Genomic DNA, 17,024 nt, shown 5'->3' on the forward strand with positions numbered 1-17,024 from the left:
TGGTCCACGACGTCACCCGCGGCGAAGACGCCGGGGATCTTCGTACGGGTGCTGGCCGCGACCGCGCCCGGCTCCGGGCCCGGGTCGGCGATGCCCAACCGCCCCGGGCATCAGGCGTGTTCAGGCCGAGGCCTGCTCCGGACCGCGCTCGTAGGCCTGACGGGCCGTCCTCAGGAGCGTGCGCCAGGAGGTGACGGTGGGCCGGCGGCGCAGCAGGGCGCGGCGCTCGCGCTCGGTCATGCCGCCCCAGATCCCGAACTCGATGCGGTTGTCGAGGGCGTCGGCGAGGCATTCGGTGCGCACGGGGCACGCGCCGCAGACCGCCTTCACGCGCTTCTGGGCGGCGCCCGGCACGAACAGCACATCCGGGTCGTCCGTCCGGCAGATGGCTTGGGCTCCCCAGTTCTCGACCCAGACGAAGGACTCCCCGACGGCGCTCGTCGGCTCCGGCTCCTGCACCACGTCAAGCTGCATCCGCGTCTCTCCCTGCTCGACCGCCCCGCCGCGCGATCGCGCGGGGCCGCTCCTCTCGCCTGTTTCCTCAATACGGATCGATTGCGGAAACCGTTCAGCAGTCATGCGGACGAGTCGGCGGAGGCGACCGCGATGCCGGCGAACTCCTCGATCAGCGCGTCGTGTCGAGTGCTGTCCCACGCCAGGCAGACACGGTTGGGGCCGATGTCCTCGATCTCGAGGTGGGCGATGTCGGCACGGGTGTGGTACGTCGCGGTGAACAGCGGCAGGACCACGACCCCGCGCCCGGCCGCGACGCTCTCGAGCTTCTCCTCGACGGAGCGGAAGCGCGGGACGGCCGGCAGGTTCTGCGGATCGGCGAGTTCCGTGGCGATGTCGCGCCATTCGGGGACGGCGTCGGGGTTCTGGACGGCCGTCGAGGATCACCTCGGTCTGGTCGTCCCGGCTCGTCCTGACGACCTCGACGGACAGGTCCGGGTGACTGCCTGCGCGCGGTGCCGCGACGTGGCGCGGCCCGGGGTCTGCGCCGTCGTGACGGCGCAGACCCCGGGCCCTGCGGGAAGACCGCGGGCTCACCCGGTCACGAGGCGAAGTCGGTGGACAGGGCCAGGTCACGCCACGTCTCGATCTCGCGGGCCACACCGGCGAGCTTGTTCTCCACGTCGGCGAGGCTGGCCTTGCCCAGCGGGATCCGGGCGGGCATCTCGTCCGCCCGGGCGATGGTGATGATGGCGGTGGCCGCCTTCACCGGGTCGCCGTCCTGGGCGTGGTTGCTGTCGTCCGCCCAGTCCCGCATGCCGCCCGCGCTCTCCTGGTAGTCCTCGATGACCCGCTCGGTGCGGTGCAGGGAGGAGGAGTCCAGGAAGTCGGTGCGGAAGGGGCCCGGCTCGACGGCGGTCGCCTGGATGCCGAGCGGCGCCAACTCCAGGCGCAAGGCCTCGGTCACCGCCTCGACGGAGAACTTGGTCGCGCAGTACAGGCCCCAGCCGGCCCAGCCGACGAAACCGCCGACGGAACTGAGGTTGATGATCCGTCCCGAACGCCGGGACCGCATGACGGGCAGCACGGCCCGGGTCATGGTCAGCAGCCCGAAGACGTTCGTGTCGAAGACCGCGCGCGCCTCGGCGTCGCTGGTCTCCTCCACCGCGCCGAGCAGGCCCCGGCCCGCGTTGTTGACGAGGATGTCGATGGTGCCGAACCGCGCGACGGCGGCGTCGACGGCGGCCCGCGCCTGCCCCTCGTCGTTCACGTCGAGCGGCACTGCCAGCAGCCGGTCGGCGTGTGCCGCGAGGGAGTCCTCCACGGCACGGGGGTTGCGGGCGGTGGCCACGACATTGTCGCCCTGCTCCAGGGCCTGCCGGGCGATTTCGAGACCGAATCCGCGGGATGCGCCGGTGATGAACCACGTCGTCATGGTGATGGGCTCCTCATGATCACTGGGGGTCGTTCCGTCGACGTGTTTCCAGCGTGTGCGAGGGCCGCGGGGTGGGCCAGAGACGCCTCAACCGTAGGAGACGCCTGCCTGGGAACGGCAGTACCAGGCAGATCCGGTCACCTGGCCACCCGGTTCACCCGTTCACCGGCGCACGGCCGCGGGGCTCGCCGACCACGTGGCCAGGAAGCGCAGCGCGTCGTAGGCGGGTGTGCCGGGCTGCGCGGTGTAGACGAACACGGTCTGGTCCGGATCGTCGCCGACGACGAGGCTCTGGAAGTCCAGGGTCATCGTGCCGGCGACCGGGTGCCGGAAGGTCTTCTCGCCGGCGGCCCGGGTCCGTACCCGGTGGTCCGACCACCAGCGGCGGAAGTCGGCGTCATGGGCGGAGAGTTCGTCGACCAGGGCCCCGAGCCGCGCGTCGTGCGGGTCCCGCGCCGCGCCCATCCGCAGGTAGGCCACGCACTCACGGGCGACCGTGCGCCAGTCGGCGTAGAGATCGCGGAAGGCCGGTTCCAGGAACGCCAGGCGCACCAGATTGCGCTCGGTCTCCGGCAGGGCGGAGAAATCGGTGAGCAGGGCCGCGCCCAGCGGGTTCCAGCCCAGGACGTCCAGCCGGTGGTTCAGCAGGAGGGCCGGGAACTCCTGCAGCCCGTTCAGCAGGGTCTGCGTCTGCGGCCGGATGCGCGTCGGCGCTGAGGTCCGCGGCTCCGCGCCGGCCGCCGCGACCCGCAGCAGGTAGTCCCGCTCGTCGGGCCGCAGCCGCAGGGCCCGCGCCAGGGACTCCAGGACGGCCGTCGAGACGTGCACCGTACGGCCCTGCTCCAGGCGTACCACGTAGTCCACGCTCACGTTCGCGAGCTGTGCGAGCTCCTCCCGCCGGAGCCCCGGCACCCGGCGGTGCCGCCCGTCGTCCGGCAGGCCCACGTCCCCGGGGTTCACCCGGGAACGGCAGGCGCGCAGAAAGTCACCCAGCGTGGTGTTCGAAGCATTCCGCTGACTCATACGTCGATTATCGGCGCCTGCCGGACGGACCGGGTGCGGCCGGGTCCCGCGGGCCCCGGATTCCGTTGAGTCGTGACGTGCCCGGGTCACGAACGCCGTGCGTGCCGCGTGCGCGTGGCGCCGCGCCCGGCGGACCGGGCGCGGCGCTGTCCTAGCGATGGGGCAGGCGTCAGAAGGTCAGGCTCCAGCGGTCGAGGTAGCCGGGGTCGACCGTGAAGATGCCCGGAGTGTCGTCCTGGACGCGCAGCTTCCAGGTGCCGTTGGCGGGCACCGCCGAGGCGTCGACGGTGTATGTGACGTGGAGCTCGCCCTCCCCGGTGTCCCAGTACCAGGGCTTCACGGGGATCTCCGTGCCGTTCTCGCTGACCAGGGTGACGACCTGGCCGCCGATCCACGGGTGGACCAGGTCGATGGTCACCTTGAGGTCGCTGGGCGCGTTGCCCTTGCGGCCGGTCACGATCAGCGGGGACTCGACGGACTTCCAGTTGGGGATGTCGAAGCGGGCCGGGTTGACGAAGAACCGCCCGCCGGAGGCCAGCACGGGCCAGTCGAACCGCACCGTGCGCTTGGCCGTCGGGTCGGCAGTGTTCTTGACGGTGACGGCCGTCTTGAAGGTGCCTGCCTTCTTCGGTGTGCCGCTGATCAGGCCCGTGCGGGCGTCGATGGACAGGCCGTTGGGCAGGCCGTCCGCCGAGTAGGCCAGCCGGCCGGGACTCGAGCCCACCGCCTCGATCTGACGGGTCGTCGGCTGCCCGACGGCGACCGGGCGGGTGGAGGGTGCCACGACGGCGATGTGGTTCACGTAGCGGGCGCCGACGTTGACCGCCGCCCAGGCGTTGCCGACGGCCTCGTAGGTGGCGCTGCCCTGCCCGAACAGGTCGGCGGCCGCCTGGAGGGTGGCGACGCGGGCCCCCGCGTAGTCGGTGCTGCTGGTCATGTACGTGGTCAGGGCCCGGTACCAGACGTCGGCCGCGTTGGCCTGGCCGATGCCGGCGACCGGCAGGCCGTCGTAGGTGGGGCTGTCGTAGGCGACGCCGTTGATCGTCTTCTTCCCGCTGCCCTCGGAGAGGAGGTAGAAGAAGTGGTTCGCCACGCCGGAGCTGAAGTGCGGGTCGAGCTTCCGGGTCTCGGGTGTCCAGTAGTCCTGCGAGGTACCCTTCGCGGAGGCGTCCTTGGAGGGCTGGTCCATGTAGCGCAGGGGCTTGCCGGTGCCGCGGACGTCGGCGAGCTCGCCGATCGTGTAGTCGGGCACGTCGGCCGGGTTGTTCGCGAAGAACTCGACGGCCGTGCCCATGATGTCGCTGGTCGCCTCGTTGAGGCCGCCGGACTCCCCGGAGTAGGTGAGGTTGGCGGTGGCGTAGGTGACGCCGTGGCTCATCTCGTGTGCGGCGATGTCGAGTTCGGTGAGCGGGTGGGCGTTCTCGCGGCCGTCGCCGTACGTCATGCAGAAGCAGCCGTCGTTCCAGAAGGCGTTGGCGTAGCTGTCGCCGTAGTGGACCCGGGAGAAGGCCCCGGCACCGTTGTCGGCGATGCCGTTGCGGCCGAAGCGCTCCTTGTAGAAGTCCCAGGTCTCGCGCTGGCCGTAGGCGGCGTCCACAGCGGCGGTCTGGCGGTCGGCGATCGTCCCGTCGCCCCAGACGTCGTCGTCGTCCGTGACCAGGTTGCCGATGCCGCCGACGCCGGTCAGGTCGTAGGTCTTGTGCCCGCCGCGCTCGGGGTCGGTGAGCTCGTAGCCGCCGCCGTTGTTCACGGTGCCGATCTGCACCTGGCCGCTGTACTGACTGTTGCCGGTACCGGCCTTGATCTGCTCGACGCTCTGGAGCTGCCTGCCGGTCGCCGCGTCCGTCACGACGCTCAGCCGGCTCGGAGTGCCGTCCTCCTGCGTGCCGGTGACGAAGGACTGCCAGGCGAGCGTGGGCTTGCCGTTGCCGAGGAACACGACGAGACGGGGCGCGCCGTCCGCGGCGGGGTCCTGGGTCCGCTCGCTCCTCGCGGCGGAGAGGGCCGACTTCTTCGCCTTCGCGGCGGTGACGGCGGCCTTCGTGGTGGGCACCGTGACCCGCGCGGAGAAGGCCTTGCTGACGGTGCGGGTGCCGCCGCGCTCGTGGACCACGAGGTCACCGCCGACGACAGGGAGGCCGGCGTAGGTGCGCTCGTAGCGCGTGTGCACGGTGCCGTCGGCGTCCTTGATGACGTCCTTGGGTATCAGCGCCTCCTTGCCGCCCAGTTGGAGGGCGCGGGCGGTGGCGGCACGCCCGTCGGACGCGGCTTTGAGCAGCTGCTTGCGCTGCGCGGCGGAAAGGGCGACGGAACGCGCCCCGGGCCGGGACTCCGCCACGATCTTGCCGGGCGCCGAACCGTCCCCGCCGGGCGCGGCGGAGGCACCGGTGGCCGGGAGAACGGGGGCGATGAGGGCGGCCATGGCCACGGCGGCGGCCGCTGCGACGCGGCCGCGTGCGCTGCGCGCACGGCGGGTGGGAGAGGGATTCGGCGGTGAAGTGGCGCCCGTGACAGCGGGATGGTTCGTCACTCGTGGAGCTCCTTGTGCCCGGCCGTGTGAACGGCCGCTGGGGACGGGAACATTGGAGGCCTTTGACGCCTCCGCGAGGTGACGTGCGAGTGATGCTCGCGCGACGTGGTGGATCGTTTCAGCATGTTCGTCCGCTGTCATCACTGCGGAGATCATTGTCCGAAAGTCGGTCAGCCGGCAGCCGTGGGAGCGTTCCCACGCCATGCCGACCACGTGCGGATTTACGGTGCGGCAACAGTGAATTGACGATGCCGAGCGAAAAGATCCAGCCACGGCGGCGGACACGTCACCTCGCCCAGATGATGCGGATCTGAGCGCCTTTTCCCTGATCAGCACGGGGACGCAGGAACAGCCACCCACAACGGGCGACTCAACTCGGCCGCGGCGCCGAAAATTTCGAGCCAGCGCCCCACGGGCCGCCGGGGGGGGCTACGCGTCCTCGGCGGCCGGGACCGCGTAGCCCGGAACGGACGGCCAGCGGACGGTCAGCACCGTGGAGTCCTCCTCCGCCACCCACGAGTGGTCCACGCCCTTGCCCCACACGACGTAGTCCCCCTGCCGCGCGAGCACCACCGAACGGCCCGGGAACTCGAGCCGGAACCGCCCGCTGATGAGGACCTGAAGCGCCGTCCGCTCCTCGCCCCGCACCCACTCCCCGCGTTCGTCGCCGGCCGGATGGACACCCCACTTGATCTCCACAGCGTCACTGTGCCGGGGGTCGCCCGCCTCCTTGAAGTGCCCCAGCAGCCAACCCCGGTCGAGCGGCGCGTCCTCACCGGCATTGCCCACGTAAACGCTGTCGTCCATGGCCTGGACGCTAACACCGCAGCGCGGGCGGACCCGACCGACCACGCACGGCACCCCGTCGGCGGCCCCCGCGAGCGCGGGGCGCGCGACCACCCGAAGGGGCGACGGCCCGCGGCGGGCACGGCGCCCCCACCTCACTCCCCCGTGTCGCCGTCGGCCATCTCGGCGGTCACGGCCCAGCGTTCGTGCCCCCGCCAGGCGCCGTCCAGGAACTGGAATCGCGGCGAGTAGCCCTCGCGCTCGAAGCCCAGCCGCTCGACCAGCCGGATCGACGCGACGTTGGCGGGCTGGATGTTGGCCTCCAGCCGGTGCAGCCCGAGTTCCGTGAAGGCGTATCCCATGACGAGCCGCAGCCCCTCCGTCATGTAGCCGCGCCCGGTGGTCGACGCGTACGCGACGTAACCCAGGGCACCGCTCTGAATGGGGCCCCGGACGATGTTGTTGATGTTCACGCCGCCGACGATCGCGCCCGTCTCGCGCAGACAGATCACGAACCCCTCGTGCGTCGGGCGGTCGAACCTCGCGACGTACTCCCCGAACGCCTCGGTCGTGAACTCCCGGGAGGGCAGCCAAGGCCCGTGCAGCGAGGCGCTCTCCCGGGTGAGGGCGCCGATCTCGTCGTGGTCCTGGACGGCGATCCGCCGGATGGCCACCCGGGGGCCGTGGGCGAGGAAGGTCTGTTCAGCCATCGCGCGATCGTAGTGCGGTCCGGCACCCTCATCGCTCCCTACCGGACGAATGGGGTTCCCTCCTGCGTCACTTGCATGTCGTATTCGTCCCGCTCGGCCACGGCGGTGCCGGGCGGCCGTCGCGGCGGGGCCGCCTGCCGATCACCCGTTTGCCCCAGCAGGTCCGGGCCCTGCGGCCGCTCCGGCCGCAGGCTGGGAGGCATGACCGGAACCGACGGCGCGCGGCGGACCGTGCTCGGCGCGCTGGCTCTGGCTCTGAGCGCCACCGCCTGCACCGGCGACGGCACGCTCTCCGCTGCCGGCAGGTCCTCCGCTTCCCCGAGCGCCTCCGCACCGCGCAGCCGTCCGGCGCCCAAGCCGTTCGCCACGCTGCCCGGCGTCCAGGAGTGCGAGCGACGTCTCGGGGCGCCCTGCTACACGCTGGACATGATCCGCAAGGCGTACGGAATCGACAAGCTCAACGCCCGGGGGCTCAAGGGCAAGGGCCGCACCATCGCCGTCTTCACCGTGACGGCGCCCCCCACCCTCGAGGAGGACCTGGCGGAGTTCAGTGCGGCGATGAGACTCCCGAATCCCCAGCTCGTGATCAGACGTTTCACCAGCGAGAGCGAACGGGCCCCGTTCGACGCCGGCAATCCGCAGATGGTCGCCGGGGCCGTCGAGGCCACACTCGACGTGCAGGTCGCGCACATGATGGCACCCGACGCGAGAATCGTGGTCGCGGAGCTCGGTGTGCCCCGGCGACCGCCCTCGCCCGCACCGCCCGCGCTCGCACCGACCGTGTCGACGTCCCCCGGGCCCCGGCCCGGCGGCCCCTCCCCCGTGCCCCCGGACATCGGCGTGACCGCCGGCCGGGCGGCCGCCACGCTGTTCCCGGTGGTCTTCACGGCATTGCGGCAGGACGTGCCCGACGTCATCTCCGTCAGCTACGCGGCCCAGGAGTACCAGGCCGCGGGCAACACCCGTCAACCGGTCGCCGCGTTCAAGACGGCCGGCAAGACCTTCGCCGGCATCGTGCGGAGTGGAACCACGCTGGTCGCCGCGGCCGGTGACTGGGGCGCCGCGCCGCGGATCGGGAAGGACGACACGCGGGTCAGGTCCGTGAGCTGGCCGGGATCGGACCCCAGCGTCGTCTCGGTGGGCGGCTCCCGCCTGCATCTGGACGCCGACGGCGCGCGCACCGCGGCCGACACCGTCTGGAACGATGCCGGCAGCGGGCTGGGTGCCACGGGAGGCGGCCCCTCGCAGACATTCGAGCGCCCCGCCTACCAGGACGGCGTGCAGAGGACGGTCGGTCGGCGGCGTGGAACGCCGGATCTGTCCATGAGCGCTTCGACGACCGCGGGCGCGCTGATCCGTCAGAGCTTCCTGCCGGCCGGGAAGGGGTGGATCACCGTGGGCGGGAGCAGCGAAGCCGCCCCTTTGTTCGCCGCGGTCGTCGCGCTGGCCAACGAGAAGGCCGGCAGGAGGCTCGGCGACGTCCACGCCGCGCTCTACACGCTGGCCAGGCGGCCGGACGGCGGCATCGTCGACATCACCGAGGGTGACAACGGCCCGGACGGCTTCCGGGCCGCCAAGGGCTACGACCTCGCCTCGGGCCTCGGCACGATCGACGCCGCCGCATTCGTAACCGCGCTCGCCGCCACCGGCTGAGCAGCCTTCTCGCACCCATCCGCCGGGGCACGGCCGTGCGGTGCGTGCAGACCCCGCTACCGCATGGCGATCAGTCGGTGCGCCGCAGTGGATGCCCGTCGGTGCGCACCTCACCGGCCACCGCTCGCGCCCTTCCGCCACCGCGGGCTCGAGGGCGTGGCGGAGCGCCGCGGGCATTGCCGTGATCCACTGGCGCCGACAAGAATCCGTCGCATGACCTCCGCGATACACCACGTCACGATCGACTGCGCCGACGCCTACCGCCTGGGCAGCTTCTGGGCCCTCGTCCTGGACCGCCCCCTTCACGACGACGACAAGCCCGGTGACCCGGAGGCGCTGATCGAGATCGACGGTGGTCCCGGCCTTCTCTTCGTGACCGTTCCGGATCCCAAGAGCGTCAAGAACCGCGTGCACTTGGACGTCCAGCCGCAGGACCGCACCCGGGACGAGGAGGTCGAGCGCCTTCTCCTGCTCGGCGCGACGCAGGTCGACGACCAGCGACGTCCCGACGGCTCGGGCTGGGTGGTCCTCGCCGACCCGGAGGGCAACGAGTTCTGCGTGGAGCGCAGCGCGGCGGAGCGGGCGGGCTGAGGCCCCGGGCACCCCCCGCGCTCCGGAGGATCCCGTGACCGAGTCCCGTCTCGTCGCCACCGTCCCCGCACCGCTGGACCCCGCGGTCGCTGACGCTCCCGAGGTGCTGCACCGGCCCGGACGCCGGGCGCTCGTGCAGCGCGGTGACCGCGAACTGGTCGTTCTCGACCTGGACGCGGCGGTGGCGGGCGGGCGCTGCACGGAGGTGCGATTCCCGGCTCCCTGGACACGTCGCCTCGGTTCGGCGACCGTGTCGCCGTTGGGTGACATGGCGGTGTTCGCGGGTGTCCACGCCGTGCGTGCCGTGGAGGCGACCGGGGAGACACGGTGGGAGGTGCGGCACGCCTGCTGGAGCGCGGCATGCGGCCTGATGCACACGTCGTCCGCCGAGTACGCCGACGACGAGGAGCACCGTTACCCGGACGGCGGTTCGGCCGCGGTGTCCGGGGACGGCAGGCTGGTGTGGGCGCACGTCCGCGGACCGCTGGGCGGCGACGACGAGGTGGGGGCGGAAGACCTGGAGTGGTGGCTCGTCCTGGACGCCGACGACGGCGGCGTCCTGGGACGCGCCGGGACCGGGACGGTGGCCTCCGCCTCGTACCCCGCGCCGCACCCGGACCCGGCGCAGATGGGCCTGGGCATCGCCGAGGGCGAGGAGGGCTCGCCCGTGCTGTGGGGACGGTGGGACGGGCGGCGGCTCGCCGTCGAGCTGATCGGCGACGAGCTGATGCTGCTGTCGGTGAGCCCGTCCGGCCGGCGCCTGCTGACCGTCGGCCTCGGTCAGTGGTCCCTCTCCCTGCGCGCGGCGGAGGACGGCGCGGTCCTCCGGGAACTGGACGCCCAGGGCACTGTGCCGGCGCACCCGGACGCGACGGGCACGGACCGGGTGTACTGGGACGGCGAAGCGGCCTTCCTGGACGAGGACACCGTGGTCGTCGGCACCTCCGAGTGCGACGCCCGTCACGGCCCGGTCCGCCACTGGCTCGTCGGCATGGGCGGAATGACGCTGCGCGGCGAGGTCCGCTACCCCTTCCCCGTCTCCGGGCCGGTCCGCTCGGCGGGGGACGGCACCTGGTACACGGTCTCCGCAGACCGGACGTCCCTGCACCTGTGGCGACTGGCCGGCCGGGGCTGAACCGGCGTGCTCACGCCGTCGTCGCCCGCGCGAACCGGTCGTGGTCGTCGAGGACTTCGGCGATCACCCGCCGGTTGTCCGCGGCCCGGACGGGGTCCGTGGCCAGGGTGTCGGTGAGGACCAGCAGCGACTTCCACAGCGCCCAGCCGCGGGCGCGTGCCCAGGTGCCGTCGTCCTGGCCGGCCGTGCGACGGAACGTCTCACGGCTGTCGCCGGAGAACATGGTCCACGCGATGACCAGGTCGCAGGCGGGGTCGCCGACGCCGGAGGTGCCGAAGTCGATGACGGCGGTGAGTTCGCCGTCGGCGACGAGGAGGTTGCCCGAGGCGATGTCGCCGTGGAACCAGACGGGCGGGCCGTGCCACTCGGCGGCGAGGGCGGCGTCCCAGACGGCGCCGGCGCGGGCGGTGTCGACCTGACCGTCGAGGAAGGCCAGGCAGCGGCGGGTCTCGTCGTCGTAGTGGGCGGGCGACGCGCCCCGGTACCAGCTGTGCCGGCCGGCGGACGGGCCGCCGGTGGGATCGCAGCTCTGGAGAGCGAGGAGGAACTCGGCCACCGAGCCGGCGAATCGCGGGAGGTCCTCGATGCGGTCCAGGGCGGCCGTCTCACCGGGCAGCCAGCCGCGGACGGACCAGGGGAAGGGATAGCCCTCGCCCGGGGCGCCCATGCCGAGGATCGGCGGGACGGCGACGGGGAGCGAGGGCGCGAGGCGGGGCAGCCACTCGTTCTCCTTGGCCACCGCCGGGACGTAGCCCTCGGCTGTGGGCAGACGGACCGTCATGGCGTCGCCGAGGCGGTAGGTGCGGTTGTCCCAGCCGTCGACCTCCACCGGGGTGACGGGCAGCTCGCCCCACTGGGGGAACTGCGCCGCGAGCAGGCGCTTGACCAGGGAGGCGTCGATTCCGGCGCGGCCGTCGGGCGGGGTCGTGACCATCCCGCGATGCTCTCCCGGGGCGTCCACCGGGGGCAACGGATTATCGCGGGGGCCAAGAACGGGGCGGGGTGGGGCGCCGGCGGGCCGGGCCCCGGCGGCTCGCAGTGCGGGGACGACGCTGTCCGTGTGCGGGGGCGGGGCGGGCACAGCGTGACATCGGATGGAGCGAACGCCGGGACCCCGCGGGCCGTGGCCCGCGGGGTCCTCGTGCCGGAGGGGGTCAGGCGGCCGCGGTCGCGCCGGCCTGGGAGAGCTGCTGGATGACCTGGGTCAGGCCCTCGACGACCTCGGAGTCGTCGGCCGGGTGGGTCTCGGCGAAACGGGTCACGGAGCCGGGGATGGAGAGCTTGGCGTCCGCGAGGACCGCGGCACCGGCGATCCCGGCCGCCTTGCGGGCCTCGTCCTGGGCCCACACGCCGCCGTACTGGCCGAAGGCGGTGCCGACCACGGCGACCGGCTTGCCGGACAGCGCGCCGGCGCCGTACGGGCGGGACAGCCAGTCGATGGCGTTCTTCAGGACGGCCGGGATGGTGCCGTTGTACTCGGGCGAGAAGAGCAGGAAGGCGTCGGTGGCGGCGGCGGCGGTGGCGCGCAGGCGGGCGGCGGCCTCGGGCACGGTGCCCTCGACGTCGATGTCCTCGTTGTAGAAGGGGATCTCGGCCAGGCCCTCGTAGAGCGTGATCTCGACGCCCTCCGGAGCGTGCTTGACGGCGGCCTCGGCGAGCTGGCGGTTGTGCGAACCGGCGCGGAGGCTGCCGACGAGGGCGAGGATGCGGACGGACATGAGGGTTCTCCCTGGTAGCTGAAAGCGGACCATGGTCCGGTTACATGTCTACCAGCAAAACGGACCGCGGTCCACTTTCATTCCCGCAGCTACGCTGTGCCCATGACCGAGCCGCCCCGCGCCGTCTCACCCGCGCGCGACGCCTCCGCCGGACCGGCGGACCTCACCCTCACACCGGCGGGCGAGCCGCCGCGGCTGCGCGCCGACGCCGCACGCAACCGCCGGCGTCTTCTGGAAGTCGCGGCCGAACTCGCCGCCGAGCACGGGGCGGCGAACGTGACCATGGAGGCCGTCGCCGCCGCGGCCGAGGTCGGCAAAGGGACGGTCTTCCGGCGCTTCGGCGACCGCACGGGGCTGATGCTCTCGCTGCTCGACCACATCGAGCAGCAGATCCAGGCGGCCTTCCTCACCGGTCCGCCGCCGCTGGGGCCGGACGCCCCGCCCGTCGAACGGCTGCGCGCCTTCGGTCCCGCTGTGATACGCCACGAGCGCGTGCACCGCGACCTTTACATCGCCGCACGCCGGGAGCAGAACCGGCGCTTCAACCCGTCGTACCAGCTCAGGCTCACGCATCTGACACTGCTGCTCCGGCAGGCGGGCGCCCCCGGCGACGTCGAACTGGCCGGGCACACGCTGCTGGGCTACCTCGACACCGTTCTCGTCGACCACCTGCTCACGGCCCGGGGGATGTCCACCGAGCGACTGAACGCCGGCTGGCACGACCTGGTCGACCGCCTCGGCGCACCGCGGTAGGCCGTCACACGGGCGGCCGTGACGGACTTCCGCCCGGGGTCGAGGCGACGGGGAGCAGGGGGAAGGCGATGGCGCGGCCCGTCGACGGCGTGCGGACCGGCACGGCCGTGCCGCCCAGGACACGACCCCACGTCGCGGGGTACGGGCGAATCTCGCGATCGGTGTGCCCGCATCGCTCCCTCTCCACTGCGCGCGGTGGCTGCTGACGGAGTACACACCGATGGACTGCCGGAGCGTGGCACGGTCGTACGCGCCGGACTTCTCGACCTCGCGGCGCCCGTGCTCGCCGCGCGCCCTTCGCGGCCCTGACGGTGTTGGGCCCCGTCTTGTCGTGATCCCGACAACGGGCGGAAAGACGCCTTGGTCCGCCCTCTGTTTCCCGGCTTGTTGAATCGTTTAACTCGCTAGCATACGGCGGAACTTGGATGGATCTAACGCGAAGGATCCCTGTGAGACCGCTCCTTCCGGGCCGAACAGGCCTGCCGATCGTCGCGGGCGTCGCGGCGATGCTGATGGCGATCCCACCGGCATCGGCCGGTGACCACGCCACCGCCTCCACCTCGGCGGACAACGCCGTCGTGGCCAACGGGGCCTCCCCCGGCTCCATCTCACGCACCGTCACCCTCATCACCGGCGACCGGGTCACCGTCACCCCCGGCGGTGACGGCCGTGCCTCCATCACCGTGGAGGGCCCCGGCGGCCACCGCGCCGACGCCCGCATCACCACGCAGCAAGGCGACACCTACGTCTATCCGTTCGCGGCGGAACGTTACGTCGCGGCCGGGCTGCTCGACACCGACCTGTTCAACGTCACCCGGCTGATCGCAGACGGTTACGACGACGCCCGGTCCCACGGCCTGCCCGTCATCCTGACCTACTCCTCCGACGCCCGCCGCAAGCTCGCGGCGCCGTCCCTCCCCGACGGAGCCACCGGCGCACGGGCGCTGACCAGCATCGACAGCACCGCCGTCACACAGGACCACGACCAGGCTGCGGACTTCTGGGCCGGCCTCACCGAGCCGACGTCGGCATCGACGGCAAAGACCACCCAGGCGGCACCGTCACTGTCGGGCGGCATACGCAAGGTGTGGCTCGACGGCAAGGTCGAGGCCGACCTCGCGGACAGCGTCGCGCAGATCGGCGCCCCCAAGGTCTGGGCCGGGGGCGACACAGGCCAGGGCGTCGACGTCGCGGTCCTCGACACCGGGTACGACACCGGCCACCCCGACCTCGACGGCGTCGTCGCCGACTCCCGCAGCTTCGTCCCCGGCGAGGACGTGGCCGACCACCACGGCCACGGCACCCACGTGGCGTCCACCATCGCGGGCAACGGCGCCGCGTGCGCGGGCAAGGAGAAGGGGGTCGCCCCCGGCGTACGACTGCACGTGGGCAAGGTCCTCAGCAACGCGGGCAGCGGATCCGACTCCTGGATCATCAGCGGCATGGAGTGGGCCGCCCGCGACGCCAAGGCGCGCGTGATCAGCATGAGTCTCGGCAGCGACCAGCCCACCGACGGCACCGATCCGATGAGCCAGGCCGTCAACGAACTCAGCGCCGAGACGGGCGCGTTGTTCACCATCGCGGCCGGCAACGCCGGCCCGTACGAGGGCACCGTGGCCGCGCCCGGCGCCGCGGACGCCGCGCTCACCGTCGGCGCCGTCGACTCCTCCGACGCCGTCGCCGACTTCTCCAGCCGCGGCCCCCGCTTCCGGGACGACGCGGCCAAGCCGGAGATCACCGCTCCCGGCGTCGACATCCTGGCGGCCCGCTCGCAGTGGGCGGCCTTCGGAACGGGCTCGTACGCCACCCTCAGCGGCACCTCGATGGCCACCCCGCACGTCGCGGGCGTCGCCGCCCTGGTTGCGGCGAAGCACCCCGACTGGAACGGCGCCCGGATCAAGGACGCCCTGGTCTCCACCGCCGTCGCGACACCGGCGATCCCCGCGGACGCGGGCGGCAACGGCCGGGTGGACGCGGTGGCCGCCACCAGCAGCGCGCTCATGGCCACCGCCACCGCCGACGCCGGGATCCACCCCCCGGGCGGCGCGCCCGGCGGGACCGTGACCCGTACCGTGGAGTGGGCCAACTCCGGTGACACCGCCGTCACCGTCACCCCGCGGGTGGACGCGCCGGACGCGCCCGAGGGCCTGTTCTCCGTGGCGGACCGTCAGCTCACCGTCCCCGCCCACGGCACCGCCTCGACCACCGTGACCACCGCGCTCGACCGGGCCCCGGCCGGATCCCGCTTCACCGGGCACGTCGAGGGCGTCGTCGACGGCAAGGCCGTCACGCGCACCCTGCTCGCGGTCAGTACCCGTGACGAGTACCACCACCTGCGCGTCCACGTCACCGACCGCGCCGGGGACCCGATGGTCGGCCTGGTGATGTACCAGCGCAAGGGCGACGAGTACGCGCAGGCCCTCTACACCGACCTCGACGGCGTGCTCGACACCGTCGTCCCGCCGGGCACGTACACCGTCTGGACCTGGGGCGCCGTCCGCGGCGTCCACGGCGAGTCCTCCTTCGGCCGGGCATTGCTGGCCAGGACCGGCGTCGTGGTCGGCGCCACCGACACCGACACGACGCTGGACGGGACGAAGCTGCGCAGGACCCAGGTCGTCACGCCGAAGACGTCCACGGACAGCGACATCCGCGTGGACTTCTCCCAGTCCTTCAAGGACGGCTCGCCGGCGATCACGGACACCGCGACGGTCGGCGACGGCTTCGACAGCGTGTGGGCGCTGCCCATGCCGAAGGCGGCCGGGGGCGACCTGGCGTACTCGGTGCGCTGGCGCATGCAGCAGCCGCTGCTGGCGCTCTCCTCGGGCTCGCAGGTCTTCGACGACCTGTGGCTCCAGCCCGGTTCCGGCCGCCCGGCCGAAGGCACCAGGACCCTGCCCGCCGTGTTCGCGGGCAACGGCACCGCGGCGGAGTACGCGGCCGCCGGCGCCAAGGGCAAGGTGGCGGTCGTCCGCTTCGTGCCGGACGACGACGACCGGGTCGCCGCTGCGGCCGACGACCAGTTCACCGCTGCCCAGAAGGCGGGCGTCGCACTGCTGGTCGTGGTGAACGACCAGAACGGCCGGCTGCGGGAGCCCGTCCGCCGCACCGACCTGGTCGTCGCGGGCATCTCCCGGACCGAGGGCGAGACCCTGATCGGCCGCATCCGGGACAGCGGCAGCGGTTCGGTGCCGATGCGCGTCGTCGGCCACGCCGAGACGGACTACCTGTACGACCTGGTGCACACCTGGCACGGCACGATCCCGCTGACGCAGACCTACGCGCCCGCCGAGCGCCGCCTGGCCCGCGTCGACGTCGGATTCCGCAACGAACCCGGCACGGAGGTCGACGAGTTCCGCTACGACATCCAGCCCTACCTCGGGGTCAAGGTCGGCGGAACCCGGCTGTCGACGGCGGGCGCCGAGCGCACCGACTGGGTCACCCCGGCCGGTGAGGCGACCTGGATGGAGGAGGCCGCCAACGGCATCCGCTCCATCCAGTTCTCCGGGCTGGTCGGCTACCCGGCCGGGCGCACCACCGACGTCCAGTGGTTCGGGCCCGTCGAGCACCCGCGGATGAACGAGAGCCAGTGGCTGCCCCAGCGCAGAGGTGACGTCCTCGACGTGACCATCCCGGCATGGGGCGACGGCGGCCGCGACCACGCGGGTGTGGTCGGCCCGGGCACCACGTCCCAGGTGAACGAGCTCTACCGGGGCGGCGATCTGGTCACCCGCACCGAGGGCGGCTGGCTGGGCGGAGACGTCCCGGCGGCCCCGGGCCGGTACCGGCTGGTGACGTCGACCGAGCGGACGGAGGGGTACCCGTACTCCACCGCGACCCGCACCGAGTGGGGCTTCGCCTCCGGGACGCCGCGCACGGACGACGCGCAGGAGCTCCCGCTCCTGCAGCTCGACTACGGGATCCGCACCGACGCCGGCGGCGCGGCTCGACGTGACGCCGAACTCACTGTGGGAGCCTGTCAGTTGCCGGGGGCGTCGTCCGGGCCGGTCCGCACCGACGCGGTGGAGGTCTCGTACGACGACGGCCGGACGTGGCACAAGCTCGCGCTGCGCGGTGCGGACGACGGCGCCGCCCGGGTCCGCCTCGACGCGCCGCGGCGGGCCGAGTTCCTGTCGCTGCGCGTGCGCGCCTCGGACAAGCGGGGCAACACGGTGAGGCAGACGGTGATCCGGGCGACCGGCCTGGCCTGATCCGCGTCCGCACACAGCGCGGCCGG

14 protein-coding genes are annotated in these 17,024 nt (G+C 72.8%); 5 read left to right on the top strand and 9 right to left on the bottom strand.

The genetic code is table 11. The features are described 5' to 3' along the window. Positions 1–120 precede the first annotated feature (120 nt). The 7 genes from ACWDAS_RS14635 to ACWDAS_RS14665 form a co-directional block, all read right to left on the bottom strand. Entirely contained in the window at positions 121–474 is a 354-nt protein-coding gene (locus ACWDAS_RS14635) for a WhiB family transcriptional regulator (protein ID WP_450389826.1), read from the bottom strand. 101 nt (positions 475–575) lie between these two features. Next, the gene (locus ACWDAS_RS14640) at positions 576–749 is read right to left on the bottom strand and encodes a hypothetical protein (protein WP_450389829.1); all 174 of its coding nucleotides are present in this window, start codon (positions 747–749) and stop codon (positions 576–578) included. A 305-nt stretch (positions 750–1,054) separates the two neighbouring features. Continuing rightward, positions 1,055–1,888, bottom strand: a complete 834-nt coding sequence (locus ACWDAS_RS14645) for an oxidoreductase (RefSeq protein WP_450389831.1) — start codon at positions 1,886–1,888, stop codon at positions 1,055–1,057. A gap of 162 nt (positions 1,889–2,050) precedes the next feature. Next, positions 2,051–2,911 carry a helix-turn-helix transcriptional regulator gene (locus tag ACWDAS_RS14650; protein WP_450389833.1) on the bottom strand — a complete coding sequence of 287 codons (861 nt, stop codon included), beginning with the start codon at positions 2,909–2,911 and terminating at the stop codon, positions 2,051–2,053. 169 nt (positions 2,912–3,080) lie between these two features. After that, a complete protein-coding gene (locus ACWDAS_RS14655) occupies positions 3,081–5,441 on the bottom strand; it encodes a M4 family metallopeptidase (RefSeq protein WP_450389836.1) in 2,361 nt (786 codons plus the stop codon). A gap of 429 nt (positions 5,442–5,870) precedes the next feature. After that, positions 5,871–6,248, bottom strand: coding sequence for a signal peptidase I (locus ACWDAS_RS14660; protein WP_450389839.1), 378 nt, complete (start codon positions 6,246–6,248; stop codon positions 5,871–5,873). Positions 6,249–6,382: 134 nt separating this feature from the next. Next, a complete protein-coding gene (locus ACWDAS_RS14665; RefSeq protein WP_450389842.1) occupies positions 6,383–6,937 on the bottom strand; it encodes a GNAT family N-acetyltransferase in 555 nt (184 codons plus the stop codon). Between the two features lie 201 nt (positions 6,938–7,138). Here ACWDAS_RS14665 and ACWDAS_RS14670 point away from each other — a divergent pair, with 201 nt between their 5' ends. The 3 genes from ACWDAS_RS14670 to ACWDAS_RS14680 all read left to right on the top strand — a co-directional run bounded on the left by ACWDAS_RS14670 (position 7,139) and on the right by ACWDAS_RS14680 (position 10,316). Continuing rightward, positions 7,139–8,590: a S53 family peptidase gene (locus ACWDAS_RS14670; RefSeq protein WP_450389845.1), complete on the top strand. Its 1,452-nt coding sequence runs from the start codon at positions 7,139–7,141 to the stop codon at positions 8,588–8,590. A 213-nt stretch (positions 8,591–8,803) separates the two neighbouring features. Further along, positions 8,804–9,181 carry a VOC family protein gene (locus tag ACWDAS_RS14675; protein ID WP_450389848.1) on the top strand — a complete coding sequence of 126 codons (378 nt, stop codon included), beginning with the start codon at positions 8,804–8,806 and terminating at the stop codon, positions 9,179–9,181. A gap of 34 nt (positions 9,182–9,215) precedes the next feature. Next, positions 9,216–10,316, top strand: a complete 1,101-nt coding sequence (locus tag ACWDAS_RS14680) for a hypothetical protein (protein WP_450389851.1) — start codon at positions 9,216–9,218, stop codon at positions 10,314–10,316. Between the two features lie 10 nt (positions 10,317–10,326). Here the strand turns inward: ACWDAS_RS14680 and ACWDAS_RS14685 are convergent, their stop codons facing one another. Together ACWDAS_RS14685 and ACWDAS_RS14690 are read right to left on the bottom strand one after the other, a co-directional pair. Beyond that, complete coding sequence (locus ACWDAS_RS14685; RefSeq protein WP_450389853.1) at positions 10,327–11,250, bottom strand: aminoglycoside phosphotransferase family protein; 924 nt, start codon at positions 11,248–11,250, stop codon at positions 10,327–10,329. 220 nt (positions 11,251–11,470) lie between these two features. Continuing rightward, positions 11,471–12,034: an NAD(P)H-dependent oxidoreductase gene (locus ACWDAS_RS14690; RefSeq protein WP_450389856.1), complete on the bottom strand. Its 564-nt coding sequence runs from the start codon at positions 12,032–12,034 to the stop codon at positions 11,471–11,473. Between the two features lie 102 nt (positions 12,035–12,136). On the opposite strand from ACWDAS_RS14690, the gene ACWDAS_RS14695 reads away from it, so the two are divergent. Then, positions 12,137–12,787, top strand: a complete 651-nt coding sequence (locus ACWDAS_RS14695; protein WP_450389858.1) for a TetR/AcrR family transcriptional regulator — start codon at positions 12,137–12,139, stop codon at positions 12,785–12,787. A gap of 449 nt (positions 12,788–13,236) precedes the next feature. After that, positions 13,237–16,998: a S8 family serine peptidase gene (locus tag ACWDAS_RS14700; protein ID WP_450389861.1), complete on the top strand. Its 3,762-nt coding sequence runs from the start codon at positions 13,237–13,239 to the stop codon at positions 16,996–16,998. Positions 16,999–17,024 lie beyond the last annotated feature (26 nt).

The sequence above is a fragment of the Streptomyces sp. NPDC001070 genome, assembly GCF_053598835.1.